Origin of the sequence: Dyella sp. (assembly GCF_036384435.1) — a bacterium.
GTDB lineage: Bacteria > Pseudomonadota > Gammaproteobacteria > Xanthomonadales > Rhodanobacteraceae > GSA-30.
On sequence record NZ_DASVMI010000030.1, the window covers coordinates 1 to 13,075 of the forward strand.

Annotated in this window: 15 protein-coding genes, 1 tRNA gene and 1 pseudogene; 9 read left to right on the plus strand and 8 right to left on the minus strand. The window is 61.4% G+C overall.

Annotation, left to right across the window (positions count from 1 at the left end; genetic code table 11):
- Together VF436_RS02335 and VF436_RS02340 are read right to left on the minus strand one after the other, a co-directional pair.
- Positions 1-1,328: flagellar biosynthesis protein FlhA (locus tag VF436_RS02335; protein ID WP_330902365.1), on the minus strand; the 1,328-nt coding region annotated here is incomplete at its 3' end.
- Between the two features lie 437 nt (positions 1,329-1,765).
- Positions 1,766-2,095: a flagellar biosynthetic protein FliO gene (locus VF436_RS02340; protein WP_330902366.1), complete on the minus strand. Its 330-nt coding sequence runs from the start codon at positions 2,093-2,095 to the stop codon at positions 1,766-1,768.
- Positions 2,096-2,183: 88 nt separating this feature from the next.
- On the opposite strand from VF436_RS02340, the gene VF436_RS02345 reads away from it, so the two are divergent.
- Genes VF436_RS02345 through sctT form a run of 6 tightly spaced genes read left to right on the plus strand, consistent with a single transcriptional unit; the run spans position 2,184 to position 6,628 of the window.
- Positions 2,184-3,284 (plus strand): sensor histidine kinase, encoded by a 1,101-nt coding sequence (locus VF436_RS02345; RefSeq protein ID WP_330902367.1) that lies wholly within the window; start codon positions 2,184-2,186, stop codon positions 3,282-3,284.
- Entirely contained in the window at positions 3,281-3,877 is a 597-nt protein-coding gene (locus VF436_RS02350) for a response regulator transcription factor (RefSeq protein WP_330902368.1), read from the plus strand. Before VF436_RS02345 ends, VF436_RS02350 begins: the two co-directional genes overlap by 4 nt.
- 4 nt (positions 3,878-3,881) lie before the next feature.
- Positions 3,882-4,895 (plus strand): FliM/FliN family flagellar motor switch protein, encoded by a 1,014-nt coding sequence (locus VF436_RS02355; RefSeq protein ID WP_330902369.1) that lies wholly within the window; start codon positions 3,882-3,884, stop codon positions 4,893-4,895.
- On the plus strand, positions 4,882-5,547 hold the full coding sequence (sctR, locus tag VF436_RS02360) for a type III secretion system export apparatus subunit SctR (protein WP_330902370.1): 666 nt from the start codon (positions 4,882-4,884) through the stop codon (positions 5,545-5,547). Before VF436_RS02355 ends, sctR begins: the two co-directional genes overlap by 14 nt.
- 9 nt (positions 5,548-5,556) lie before the next feature.
- On the plus strand, positions 5,557-5,823 hold the full coding sequence (sctS, locus tag VF436_RS02365) for a type III secretion system export apparatus subunit SctS (RefSeq protein ID WP_330902371.1): 267 nt from the start codon (positions 5,557-5,559) through the stop codon (positions 5,821-5,823).
- 7 nt (positions 5,824-5,830) lie between these two features.
- Positions 5,831-6,628, plus strand: coding sequence for a type III secretion system export apparatus subunit SctT (sctT, locus tag VF436_RS02370; protein WP_330902372.1), 798 nt, complete (start codon positions 5,831-5,833; stop codon positions 6,626-6,628).
- A gap of 130 nt (positions 6,629-6,758) precedes the next feature.
- Here sctT and sctU read toward each other — a convergent pair whose 3' ends face one another.
- Positions 6,759-7,832: a type III secretion system export apparatus subunit SctU gene (gene sctU, locus VF436_RS02375; RefSeq protein ID WP_330902373.1), complete on the minus strand. Its 1,074-nt coding sequence runs from the start codon at positions 7,830-7,832 to the stop codon at positions 6,759-6,761.
- Between the two features lie 154 nt (positions 7,833-7,986).
- Between sctU and VF436_RS02380 the strand changes: the two genes are divergently transcribed.
- Complete coding sequence (locus tag VF436_RS02380) at positions 7,987-8,238, plus strand: hypothetical protein (protein WP_330902374.1); 252 nt, start codon at positions 7,987-7,989, stop codon at positions 8,236-8,238.
- A gap of 43 nt (positions 8,239-8,281) precedes the next feature.
- Entirely contained in the window at positions 8,282-8,965 is a 684-nt protein-coding gene (locus VF436_RS02385; RefSeq protein ID WP_330902375.1) for a hypothetical protein, read from the plus strand.
- Between the two features lie 120 nt (positions 8,966-9,085).
- Here the strand turns inward: VF436_RS02385 and VF436_RS02390 are convergent, their stop codons facing one another.
- The 4 genes from VF436_RS02390 to VF436_RS02405 all read right to left on the minus strand — a co-directional run bounded on the left by VF436_RS02390 (position 9,086) and on the right by VF436_RS02405 (position 11,798).
- Entirely contained in the window at positions 9,086-9,727 is a 642-nt protein-coding gene (locus VF436_RS02390) for a GNAT family N-acetyltransferase (protein WP_330902376.1), read from the minus strand.
- 183 nt (positions 9,728-9,910) lie between these two features.
- Positions 9,911-11,005 (minus strand): hypothetical protein, encoded by a 1,095-nt coding sequence (locus VF436_RS02395; RefSeq protein ID WP_330902377.1) that lies wholly within the window; start codon positions 11,003-11,005, stop codon positions 9,911-9,913.
- 76 nt (positions 11,006-11,081) lie between these two features.
- Positions 11,082-11,468: a hypothetical protein gene (locus tag VF436_RS02400; protein ID WP_330902378.1), complete on the minus strand. Its 387-nt coding sequence runs from the start codon at positions 11,466-11,468 to the stop codon at positions 11,082-11,084.
- Between the two features lie 253 nt (positions 11,469-11,721).
- Positions 11,722-11,798 (minus strand) — tRNA-Met (locus VF436_RS02405).
- Between the two features lie 207 nt (positions 11,799-12,005).
- On the opposite strand from VF436_RS02405, the gene VF436_RS02410 reads away from it, so the two are divergent.
- Positions 12,006-12,575: an RNA pyrophosphohydrolase gene (locus VF436_RS02410; protein WP_330902379.1), complete on the plus strand. Its 570-nt coding sequence runs from the start codon at positions 12,006-12,008 to the stop codon at positions 12,573-12,575.
- 167 nt (positions 12,576-12,742) lie between these two features.
- Here the strand turns inward: VF436_RS02410 and VF436_RS02415 are convergent.
- Positions 12,743-13,003, minus strand: a pseudogene (locus tag VF436_RS02415) (DDE-type integrase/transposase/recombinase); the annotation flags it as partial.
- Positions 13,004-13,075: the final 72 nt, after the last annotated feature.

Here is a 13,075-nt window from a genome sequence, read left to right on the forward strand (position 1 = left end):
CCATCCATGGTCGCAGGCAACGCGGCACGACCGGGCAGGAACACCGAATCGGGCCGCAACACGCCGTAACCGATGCGCACCCCGTAGGCGAACAGCGCGTAGCCGTTCTCGGGCAATCCCAACCCGGCGCGAAGTGCCGGACTGGGTAGCGGCACACCATATTCTTCGCGCAGCCCGCCCACGATCTGGCGCAACAGATTACGCACCTGGGTACTGCCCAACGATTGCAGCGCCGCCAGGTGAACTTCGAGCAACAGGCCGGGCGGCGGCGACAAGGCGTCGGTATCGGCAACATCCGGAGGTAGCAACTCAGCCTGGTTTTCCGGCACCTTGAACACGCGACGCAACACGCCCACGCGTTCACGCATCCGCCATGCCGCTACCATCACCAGCGCGGTGCCGATGGGCAGGAACACGAGCGCGGGAAACCCCGGTACCAGCATCATGCCCAGGGCGATAAAGCCGATGATCATCAGTACACGAGGCTCGCCGGAGATCTGCTTTCCAATGATGGCGCCCAGGTTACGTTCTTCTTCGTCACCCGCTGTCCTTGTGACAATGAGTCCGGCGGAAATAGAGGCCAGCAGCGCAGGTATCTGCGCCACCAAGCCATCGCCAATAGTGAGCACGCTGTAGGTATGCGTGGCCTCCGAGAGGCTCATGTCGTGCATCATCACACCGACGCCAAGGCCTCCGAGCAGGTTGATCAGGATGATCACGATGCCGGCGATCGCGTCACCTTTGACGAACTTCATTGCACCGTCGAGCGAGCCATGCAGTTGGCTTTCGATTTCCAGCAAACGGCGGCGGCGGCGGGCCTCGTCTTTTTCCAGCAGCCCCGAGCGCAGGTCCGAATCGATCGAAAGCTGTTTGCCTGGCATCGCATCCAGGGAAAAGCGCGCAGCCACCTCGGCCACGCGTTCGGCGCCCTTGGCCACCACGATGAACTGCACCACGGTGATGATCAGGAATACCACCAGGCCGACAATCAGGTCACCACCGACGACTAGGTTGCCGAACGTATCGATGATGTGGCCACCGTCGGCGTTGAGCAGGATCGAGCGCGTGATGGCAATCGAGAGCGCGAGCCGGAATAGCGTCGTCAGCAGCAGCACGCTGGGAAAGCTCGAAAACGCCACGGGTGTCGGTATGTAGATCGCAATCAACAATAATCCGATGCCGATCAGCATATTCAGCGCGACCAGTGCATCGATCAACAGCATCGGCAGCGGCAGGATCATCAATGCGATGATCGCCACCACGCCCGCCACGAGCACGAGATCGCTGTAGTTGCGCTTTTGTTGATCGCCGCCAAATCGAGAAAACATCGATGCGAGCGCCATCAGCCTGCACCCCCTTGGCGATAACCCGCGCATCGCCACGCCATGCGCGGCGACACTTTCTCTCCAGCAATGATCCAGGTGCTGTTGGACACGAACGACCCCGCCATTTCGGAAACCCAAATGGAGAGCACCCAAGTGTCAGGTCTCCCCTTCCGAAGCCGCTGTCGATGAAGGCGTAGCAACGCCTTACTTCAGCCGATGCCCCCTGTCGGCAACCGGTAAAGCTGAACGTACCAGCCTTTGCCCAAAGCGGTATCTAGGGTTTTCCCTACCTAGGGAAAACCCTAGGTAAAAGGCGTGAAAATCCAATGACGGATTTAATTTTTATGGGTCCGTACAATTAATAACCGATAGCGTTTATTTATAAACAGGACAGCTTTTCAAACGCTCGCGCACAGCCATATTTCGTGCGCTATCTCACACTATGAAGCATCATCGTTGCGCAGCTCGGCGATCAGTTCGATATGGCTGGACGTGACGCCGATCACCAGCCTTCTTCCTTGTGCATCAAGCACTACCACGCGCTCCTTGGCTCCCACGGCAACGGCTTGAACGAGCTTGATGGGGCCGGTTCCGCCTCGTAGCGCCTGCCCCCTGCGAAGCCACCACAACATAGCCAGAAGTGCTGCTGTCACGGCGAAAAGCGGCACTAGCAAGCCAAGCCACAAGCTGCCATTTTCAGTAGACTCCGCAGCGAAGGCGGGGGCCGGCAACATGGCGATCCAGGGGAGATTGCGAAGTAATTTCTTCATGGCATTATCCGGCACTCGTTCCGCATATCGGTTACAAGACGCCAGGCGACTAGGGGAAGCCCGGCGATATCCCTAAGGATAGGCGACCATGCCTGTGACACGTATTGAGCGCAAGCGCAGCCCCTCCCGCGAACTACCGGGTCATTCCCAGCGTGGTGATTACACGCTCATCGAGGCATTGCCGTGGCCTTGCGTCGTATTCGACCGCCTCGACGGCCATGTACTGGCAAATAATGCAGCGTTCCGGCATGAATTTTCGCATCTCCCAACCACGCTCACGCGCGCAGCCTTCGATGCCGAGTTCGAGGCGGCCGGCAACGAAGACGATGGCGCGCATACGTACTACGCGCTGAGCACGCGACGCTGGTATCGAATGGAACATCGCGATGTGCGCGTAGGCGATCATGCCGACGCGTACTTCATGACAAATATCAGCGACTGCATCGAAGTGTTGCGTCGGCATCGCGCCCAGCACGAGCAGCTTATTTCCACCTCACGCATGATGAGTGTGGGGGAAATGGCCAGTACACTGGCGCACGAGCTCAACCAACCCCTGGCTGCCGCCGTCAACTATCTCACCGGTTGCGAACAGATCGCCCAAGACGGCAGCGACTCGGCGCGCCTTGTACAGGGCATACGACTGGCACGTCGCCAGACCGAACGCGCTGCGCAGGTGATCGCCAGCATTCGTGAGTTCGTGCGTAGCCGCGAGCCGCATCGCCAGAATCTCGATGCCCGGGAACTGGTGCGCAACGTGACTGAGCTCCTACGTCTGGAGGCAGAGCAGTTTCGCGTATCGATCATCAATGAACTACCCGAACAGCTTCCACCGATCTTTGCCGATCGCGTGATGATCGAACAGGTGCTGCTCAACCTGATCAAGAACGCGATCGAGGCGATGCGCGAAACCCCGCCCAGCCGCAGGCGCATTCGCGTGTCCGCGCGACTGGACTACGATGACATGATCGAGATACGCGTCACCGACCAGGGGTGCGGCATCGACCAGGAAGGCATGCAGCGGCTATTTACGCCGTTATACACGACTAAATCCGACGGCCTGGGCATTGGCCTGGCGATTTGCCGCTCGATCATCGAATACCACGAGGGCCGGTTGTTTGCTGAGCCGGCGCATGAAGGCCGTGGCGGCTGCGCCATGGTGTTCACGCTGCCCAGGGGGCTGTCGCGGTGACGGTCACCGTAAGCGGCCGGATCTATCTGGTGGATGATCACCAGGAATTTCGCGAGTCATGCGTGTGGATCCTCGAGCAGGCCGGATTCGAGGTGCGCGACTTCTCCAACGCCGAATCCCTGCTCAAGGAATTCACGCGCGAAGCGCCGCCTCCGCGCAGTTGCATCGTCAGCGATATCCGCATGCCCGGCATGAGCGGCATGGAGCTACAGGCCGAGCTCGGTCATCGCTCGCTGACCTTGCCGATCATCTTCGTCACCGGGCATGGCGACGTTCCCCTGGCGGTCGAGGCGATGCGCCACGGTGCAGCCAATTTCATCGAGAAGCCTTTCGACGCTCCGCTATTGGTGGAGTCGATCCATACGGCACTGGCCAGTCATGCGCCGCACGCGGCGCCCGATGCACTCGCCAGTCTTACGCGGCGCGAACGCCAGGTACTGGACGGAATCATGAACGGGAAGCTCAATAAGGTGATTGCCGATGACCTCAAGATCAGTCCCAAGACCGTGGAACTGCACCGGGCCAACCTCATGGCCAAGCTTGGTGCGCACAACGTGGTGGAGTTGACGCGTGCCGTCCTGGGCCACAGCTGACCGCATGACCACGCCCTTCGAGCAGGCTCACACCGGGACGGAGCGTCAGCCTCAGGCAGCTCATGGCGAAGATCTGCACGCATGCGCGCAGGCACTGTTGTCGCGCGGCAACCTGGTACGCGTCGCCGACGAGCGGGGCGCATTGGACATTGCCGCCCGCCTGGGCCAATCCCACGCCGCCGCGCTACCCTCCGTGTGCCTTGAGAGCGCGCAAGGCAGTGTCTTGCTCGCTCTGGAGCGTGAGGATGGCGTCAGCAGCTTGGGCGACCTGCATTGGCAGGACTACGAAGGCGACGCACGTCTGCTGGCTTGGTCGCTCGCGCATGAAACGTGCGTGGACATGCTCGGACAGGTACTCGGCGGCGCCTTCCTGCCACGCGCCTTCGCACAGGCTGCGCCCACGTCCGACCTGCCGCGACTATGGCTCGGGCTGTCCTTCCATGCGGCCGATGGCAACCGCAGTCATGGATGGCTGGGACTTGGTGCAGCGCAAGTCCGTGCCCTGGCAGCCCATCCGCAGTGGCTGCGCGATCCGTCACGCGTCGCCATCCTCGGCGATGTCGAATTACTGCAACTGGAGCTGGTGCTGCCGTGCCGCCATCTGGAAGCCGACCACATCGATAGCCTGATCGTGGGCGACACCCTGGTGCTGGGCGATGCCGACGGTTGCCATGGCTTCTTGCGGCCTACGGCGGTCACTGCTGCCACGAGCTTTGGACTACCTGATCGATGGACGGTGCTGCGGCGTCAGAATCAATGGACCATCGCCTCCCAACCGGCGCATGACGACAATGACTGGCAGCGTCTTCATTGCGTACTGGCCACGTTGAGCTTGCCGGCTGATCGCGTGGGCCTATTGCAACCCGGGTATGTCCTCGATTGCGACGCATCGCTGCATGACGCCGCCGTGGACATCCGTCTAGGCGATCGTCACATCGGGCACGGTCATCTCGTTGCGCTTGGCTCGTGGCTTGGCGCACGCATCATGCACAAGGACACCGCGCATGGATTTCAATAGCTTTTCGCCCGCGCTCGTCATCACCCTGGTGGTGGCATTGGCGCTGGCACCGTTCGTGGCCGTGATGGTCACGTCCTTCACCAAGATCGTGGTGGTGCTGAGCCTGCTGCGCAATGCGCTGGGTTTGCAGCAGGTGCCCCCGAACGTGGTGATCAACGGCCTGGCGATCATCCTGTCGATCTACGTCATGAATCCCGTGATCATGGACACCTACCAGGGTATCCAGACCCAGACGAGCACCCAGGCGCCCGGCCCGCTCACGCTCGACAAGCTTGAACAGATGGTGCAGGCCGGCAAGGAGCCGCTGCGGCAATTCCTGATCAAGCACAGTCACGAAAGCGAACGCGGATTCTTCCTGCAAAGCGCCAAGCGCCTGCTGCCGCCTGACCGGCAGGCCGAGCTGACGCCCGACGACTTCCTGGTCGTCGTACCCGCGTTCACGGTCAGCGAATTGACGGAAGCATTCCAGATCGGCTTTCTGATATTCCTGCCGTTCCTGGTAATCGACCTGGTCGTGTCGAATATTCTGCTGGCGATGGGCATGATGATGCTTTCGCCGACCATGGTGTCGCTGCCGTTCAAACTGTTGCTGTTCGTGCTTCTCAGCGGCTGGGCCAAGCTAATCCACGGCCTGGTGATGACGTACCAATAGGAGCGGCGCATGTACGACCAGGAAATCCAACTTGCCCGCGAAGCGCTCTGGCTGGTGCTGGTGCTGTCCGCACCGCCAATCATCGCGGCGGCCCTTGCCGGCCTGCTGGTGGCGTTTCTTCAAGCCGCCACGCAGATCCAGGAACAGACTTTCCCGTATGCGGTGAAGTTCATCGTGGTGGTGATCGCACTGCTTGGCACGGCAGCCATGCTTGGCGGCACACTGTACAAATTCGCCGATCGGCTGTTCAGCGGTTTCGCGGGCATGCTGCATTGATCGCGCCATGGCAATAAGCGCATTCCCGGTCGAGTACCTCGGCAACCAGCTCACCGGTATCGCGCTGACCTTGCCGCGCATCGTGGCGGCTTTTCTGGTGCTTCCACTGATGACCTCCGATACGGTGCCGTCGCTGGTCCGCAACAGCTTCTACGTGAGCTTGGCGATCCTCGCCTATCCGCTGGCGGCTGCCGCAAGCCCGAGCATGACCGTCATGACGGGCGCCACCTGGATCATGGTACTGGGCAAGGAGTTCTTCATCGGCCTGTTGATCGGCTTTTGCTTCGGCATCGTGTTCTGGGCGCTAGGTGCCGCTGGCAGCGTGATCGATACCAAGGTAGGCGCTTCCATGGCGATGGACATGGACCCGATCTCGGGCCAGCAGAGTTCACTGACCAGTACGTTCCTGATGCAGCTTGCCGCCTGGCTTTTCATGAGCAGCGGCGCATTCACGGTGTTCCTGGACCTGCTGATGTCCAGCTACACGATATGGCCGGTCGCCAGCATGTTGCCGCCCTTGAAGGCCGGCGGCATGGAGTTCTTCGTCGGCCAATTCAATTACCTGATGACCGCCGTGCTGGTGTTATCCGCACCGGCGCTGGTGGTGATGTCGCTGGTGGATATCGCCCTGGGCCTGGTCAACCGCTATGCGCAGCAGTTGAATGTGTTCGCCCTGGCCATGCCGATCAAGGCGTGGCTATCGGGCTGGGTCTTGTTGCTGGCGCTGGGCGCGATGGTGGAAGTGGTGATGCGCAAGTTGTACGAGAATCGGGATTTGCTGGTGGTGCTGCGTCGCCTGCTCTGATGGTCCGATCCTGGAGATGGAACATGGGCCGCAGGGGCCCACGGATGACAGGGACGGCGAGCTCACGCAGCGTGATGGCGTACGTCAGCCGAACGAACGCGCCCCCGCGCCCCAACTCCCGCACCTCAAATCACCGCCCATCGCGCGATGCGCGCATCGACTCCGCCCAGCGCAGCAGTTCGGCGATCGCCTCAAAGAAGTCGGTCGGCAGGTATTGGTCGACTTCGACCTTTTCGTAGAGGCTGCGTGCAAGGCTGACGTTGCGCATGATCGGCACGCCTGCTTCTTCGGCTGCCTGGCGGATCAGCGCCGCATCGTAGTCCTCACCCTTGGCCACTACGATCGGCAGGTCGTCTTCACCTTGTTCGTAGCGAATGGCGATGGCCAGGTGCGTTGGATTAGTAACGACCACGCTGGCCTTGCGCACGCCGGCCAGGGTGTTTTGCTGCGACCACTCCTGGTGCAATTGACGACGGCGTCCCTTGATCATCGGATCACCCTCGTTTTCCTTCAACTCCTGCTTGATCTCGCGCCGGCTCATCTTCATTTTTCGTGTGTACGCATAGCGCTGGTAGAACGCATCGAGCACAGAGACGAAAAAGAACACGAAGATCACGCCCACAGCAAGGCGCTTGACCGCCATCCAGTGCGCCTCGCCCATGGCTTCCGGCGGGGCGTAGGGCAATTTGACAAACTGGCCGATCAGTGTCATGAGCACCCAAGCGAACAGACCGATCAGCAAGGCGCTCTTGGCAATGGCCTTGACCACTTCGACCACATTTTCTTGAGAGAACAACCGCTTCATGCCCTCGACCGGATTCATGCGGCTGGCATCGGGCTTGAGCTTCTTGGGCGCGAAGACAGGCCCGACCTGGAGAAACTCCACCAGCACGGCAATCGCCATCGCGCCGACCAGCCACGGCAACGTCAACCACAAGAAGGTTTCCAGCGTCGCCAGACCCACGTCATGCAAAGACTGTTCGAAGGGTCGATGAAACGCGTCAAGCACCGTATCGAACAGACCTTGCAGTCGAGCTCGCATCATTGGCATGCCCAGCAACATCATCAGCAGCCAGGCAAGCACGAGCGCCGTACTGGTCAGCTCCTTGCTCTTGTGGACGTCACCATCCCTGCGCGCGTCGCGCAAACGCTTGGGAGTGGGCTTTTCGGTGCGATCGCCGCTGTCCTTGTTCTGCCCGGCCATCGGTCACCTGTTCGCTTGAACCATGAACGGCAGTGTGCGCGGCGACGCGGCGGCACACTACCTAGGGAATTCCCCAGCTGATTTGCCCAGCCAGGGGCGCCTAGACTCCCATCCAAGACTTGTTTCATGCCTCGGATACCCCCACAGACATCCCATGAACCTCGGCGACCTCCAGACCCGCACGCTTGCGACCCCGATCGATCCGTCCAGTAGCGCCCATGGCCTGGACACGGCGAGCGTGAACACGCAGTTGCAGGCCAGCGGCAATCGCCTGCTGGGACTGGACGTGTGGGCGGGCTCGAGCGCGGCCGAACGCAGCCTCCAGGCGCACGCAGGAACCGACCTGCCGCCGACCACGTCAATCGACCAGCTGGCCGCCCATGTACTGGCCCCTCTCGGACGCTAGCCGACCTCATCCACACAGCACTGGCAAGCGCTAAGCTTCGACCATGTCCGTCGCCGAACTGCAACCATTGGCCGAACCGCTGCTGGAAACCACCCGGCGGATGATCGGTACCCTGCAACGCGAGAGCTCCACCGAGCTGCGCCTGGCACTGGCCAAGCGCATCCTGCGCCAGTTGGGCGATGAGGCATACCCGGTATTCCTGAAGCTGCTGCTCATTGTCGCCGAAAGTGAGGACGCCGCCGCCAAGCAACTGGTCGCCGACCTGCTCGCCAGCGCCGCCCAGCGCATGGACCTGCCCAGTGGAGCCTTGAGCGCCTGGGGCGGCTCGCATACCGCCACCGCATCGCCCTACGAATCGCCCTCTGCCAGCGGCGCGATGGGGCGACGAAGGCTGCTAGGCCCAATCGAATACCTGACCGTGTGGTACTGCCAGCAGACACAGCGTCCCATGCTGGAAGAATCTTTGTATGCCGATGCGATTGGCAAGCTTATCGGCCTGTTCGACTTGAACCCGGTCTTACGCCAGCTCTACGCGGAAAAACTTGCCGGCGAAGCCGGCAACGAACTGGAAGGCACGTACAGCTGCGAAACGCGCCAAGTGCTGAGTCGCCTCGCCGAACGCTGGAAAAAGCCAGGCGTCACCCCCCTGGACGTGGTCCGGGCCGCGATCGGCGGTGAGCTCTCCGCCACAGCCATGCCGCCCGGATGGATCGTACATCGGCTTTAACCCAGGGCGAGGGATGAGGAACGCGTAACGAGGGCGTGACACCGGACGGTGTCGCACCATGCGACTTGGGGAGTGCGTTCGCGGCCATACAATCGGCGGCAGGCCATCGAACTCGTCCCGCTACGTATACAGCCGCCTCAACTCCCGCCAGGCCTCCGCGTCAAGCGCATACCGTACGGCCGGCTTGCCGCGGTGTTCGCAGGCGCCCATGTCGCGAAACCCGAAATGCAGCATGATGCGGCGAGCTTCGCGATGCGCAGGATGGCTGAATGCGAGTACGCGGGACAAGCCCATGTGCTCGAACGCCTGGCGGCACAGGATGTGCGTGCCTTCCACGGCAAACCAACGCCCCCATGCTTCAGGGGCCAGGCGCACATGCACTTCCACATCTTCGCTTCCATCGACCGGCAGCAATGAGAACAAACCAAGGAATTGGCCTTCCAGCGTGTCGCCGCGCCAGACGCCCAACCCTGGCCTTCGCGCATAGAGCTGATTGACACAGGCCACCAGGGCCGCGACGTCGATGAATCGTGTCGGGCTGTCGACCAGCAGGGGACAATGACTAGTCTGGGCGTATAGACGGCTGATTCGCGGAATGTCCGCGTAACGCAGGCCGGTCAGGCGCACACGACGCGAGCGCGCCAGCTCGGAACCGGAAAAGTCTTCCGCTGGCGCACGCCCTTCAAGTGTGGCAGCAACATTCCCGGCATGCCCGGACCCTGACCCGGCCTGCGGCGGGCGATGGGAGTCAAGTCGATTCAAGGCAGCCTCGCAGATGACCGCAGCATGACATGGATGAGACTGTCGACCTTCGCGCGCCGAATGCCAAGCTGGGGATTTCCCTAGCTTTCGCCATCGCTACCAGGGATAGGCGGTGAGCCTTCGCACGATGCAAGCGTCCGCGGCCCACAAACTGTCGCCGTCGCTACTCGCCGCTTATGCTCGCTAACGCCCAGGCACATAATCCGCACCCCCGATATGCAACAGTTTGTCCCCAACGCGATAGAAAAACAGGCGCACAGCGTGCCCCTGGTCGTTGGTCAGTTCGATCGCGTAGCCGTCGATGAGATAGCGACCACCGCCACCTGTTTGCGCATCCACGCTCTTATGGGCACCGATGAGGCCGGCGCTCGCATCTGTGCTGTAACTGCCATCGGCGCGAAATTGGTAATGATCGATGCGCATGAACGAACCGCCGGCCACACCAAGGCTGCCGCCACCGCCGACATGTTTGTAACTACCAGCGAGCGGCGTCGATGAATCGGCTGGTTTGACAAATAAGTCGTCTGACAACACGACGGGATCGCCATGCGGCATCTGCACCTGGAAATCACCGCCCGCACGTGACCAGCGCCCCCAGCGCCGGGCCTCCTGCTGGCGTGACGCGCTTACATCCAGGCTATCCGGGGCAAGTCGCGGGTCTTCGTACGCAGTCCCATCCTTGAGCAACAGATAAGGTTCATAGACCGGCCAACTGGCGCCACCTACACCCGTGGCGATGGTTTTGAGCAGGTAGACGCCCTGGATATCACTCTTGGCGATCCCCTTGCCCGCAGGCGCCTGGAGCGACGAGGTTACCGTGGACGCAGCAGCCGCGGCAGATGCGGCGCGGGCAACACCACCCAATGCAGCCAACCCGGCCGGCTCCCGCGCGGCGAGATCCATCGCTGGCTGGCGTAGCGCCTCGGGCAGCCGCGAGCACAACATGGCAGGATCGCCGCTGCTAGCCAGGCGCTGGCGATACTGGGCACCGTAATCGGCCAGCGCTTGCCTCATCACGTCATAGCCATCACCGGCCAGGGCTTGCAGCTGCGCATCGGGATCACGCAAGCCATAACCATCCAGCCATCGGCGCACTGCATCGGCATCTTGCCGACCATAGGCGCTCGCGCGTTCGGCGCAGAACTGGGTCGTTGTGCGCGCACTGGTGACCAGCAACATCAGGCGCATCGCGGATGTCGCCCGCGTCTGGTCGGCGGCCATGGCAGACAACGGAATCATCATGGCCATCACATAACCTGTCGCTCGCCATGGATGCATCGATTATCTCCGGCAACGAAAAAAGCCGGGACACGTCTGGACGTATCCCGGCCCTCCACCCTGGATCAACCTTTGATTACTGCTTCTGCACCATCGTATCCATGGCTTGGCCCATGGTCTTGATGATGTTGTTGACCGCATCCATCAACTGAGCAAATTCTTGCGCCTGGGCGCTGAGTTCGGTGGTATCGCCCGGGCTCTTGGCGTTCACGCTTTCGGCTGAGCTTTGCAGATCATTGGCCGCCTGGTTGAGCTTGTCGCCAAGCGCCTTGGCCAGGGCTTCGAGCCAACCACCCTTGCCCTTGCCGGCGCTGCTGGTCAGCAGCGAGACCAGCGGCTCGGTGGCTTCGTTCTGGAAGTTGTTGAGCGCGTTGCGCACCACTTCCGAAGCAGTGGCGCGATCCATGCCGCCGCCGTTGATCTGGATGACCGGGGAGTTGCCGCTGATCTGGGTAACGCTCATGGGGATGCCCTCCGAGGATACGACCTGAAAATAAAGCTTGGAAAGGGATGGGCCGCGCCTGCGGCGGCGGCCATGCGCCCTGTCCCGGGAGTCGACACCCGCACTCGGACCAGGGCTTGGCAGTGAGTATGCGAAGCGCACCGGAAGCCGACCAGCTAGGCCGTTCCCTAGCTAGGGTTTTCCCGAGATCGCGAAGGAGGCGATAGACCCGCCCTGAAACAGTCGGGGATCACACCGCAATAGAGGAATGAAGTGGTGGCTAGAGGCGGGATCGAACCGCCGACCTCAGCATTATGAGTGCCGCGCTCTGACCAGCTGAGCTACCTAGCCACTTCAAACTTGCGTGGAGCCGGGAGGGTGTTGCCATCCGGTCCAAAGAGCGCGGCAGTTTAGTGGAAGACACCGGCCGGTTCAAGCATTGATGCCGCTGAAGCCAAGCTGGCCTGGCTTGCCGCCACTTCCGGCGCTGTGGTTGAATCGGACACAGGGCCGGCGCCATATCAGCAGTTGGCTGCCGTGAGGCTCCCTGGAGACGACATGATCGACATCGATGGCTACCGTCCGAATGTGGGGATCGTTCTGCTCAATGCAGACGGCCGCCTCTTCTGGGCTCGCCGGGTCAATCGTGACGGCTGGCAGTTTCCCCAGGGCGGCATGCGTAGCGATGAAACACCGCTGGAAGCGATGTATCGCGAACTGGAAGAGGAAACCGGCCTCGGGCCGCACCATGTCGAGGTGTTGGGAAGCACCCGAGGATGGCTGCGCTACAAGTTGCCTCACCGCTATGTGCGTCACCACCAGCACCCCACCTGCATCGGCCAGAAGCAGGTCTGGTTTCTGTTGCGGCTGGTAGGCGGCGAACAGGCCCTGCGCCTGGACGCCTGCGAAAAACCCGAGTTCGATATCTGGCGCTGGGTCGATTTCTGGTATCCGGCAGCCCACGTGGTGAACTTCAAGCGGCAAGTCTACGAGCGCGCGCTGCGCCAATTCGCTCCGGTCGTCGAAACTTTGCTCAGCATCCATTTGGGCAACCAGCCCCATCAGCATCCAGGCGACGAGGACCCTCGTTGCCGCCCGGATACCGGCAACGGCCGCGCCACCGTCTGAATCGGCAGACGCTGTCGGCAGTCCCTAACCATGTCGCCACCAAAACATCCTTAAAGATCAATACACTGTAGAACTTCACCCAAATGAATTAGGCGGCTAGCGTCAGGGTTAAAGCATTTCTCTCCTAGCAGCGCTAAGGTTAGCAATCGCTTCGAAGGTTGGGAGGACGTCCGGTTGAAGCGTTCGATGTAGGCGTTCTGGGTCGGCTTGCCGGGCTGGATGTGCGGGAGCTTGATACCGTGGCGTTGCACCCACTGCCGCAGTGCCGCGCTGATGAACTCCGGGCCGTTGTCCAAGCGCAGGCGCTGGGGTGCTCCGCGTAGTTCCACCAACTCGTCCAACGTCCGGATCACCCATAGCGACGGCCGGCTGGTGTCGACCTTGATCCGCAGCGATTCGCGGTTGAAGTCGTCGTTGACGTTGAAGGAGGAGCCTCCGACAAAGCCGGGGCGGTTCACATGTTGATCTTAAAGCTTTATTTCTATTGAATTAGCTTGAGC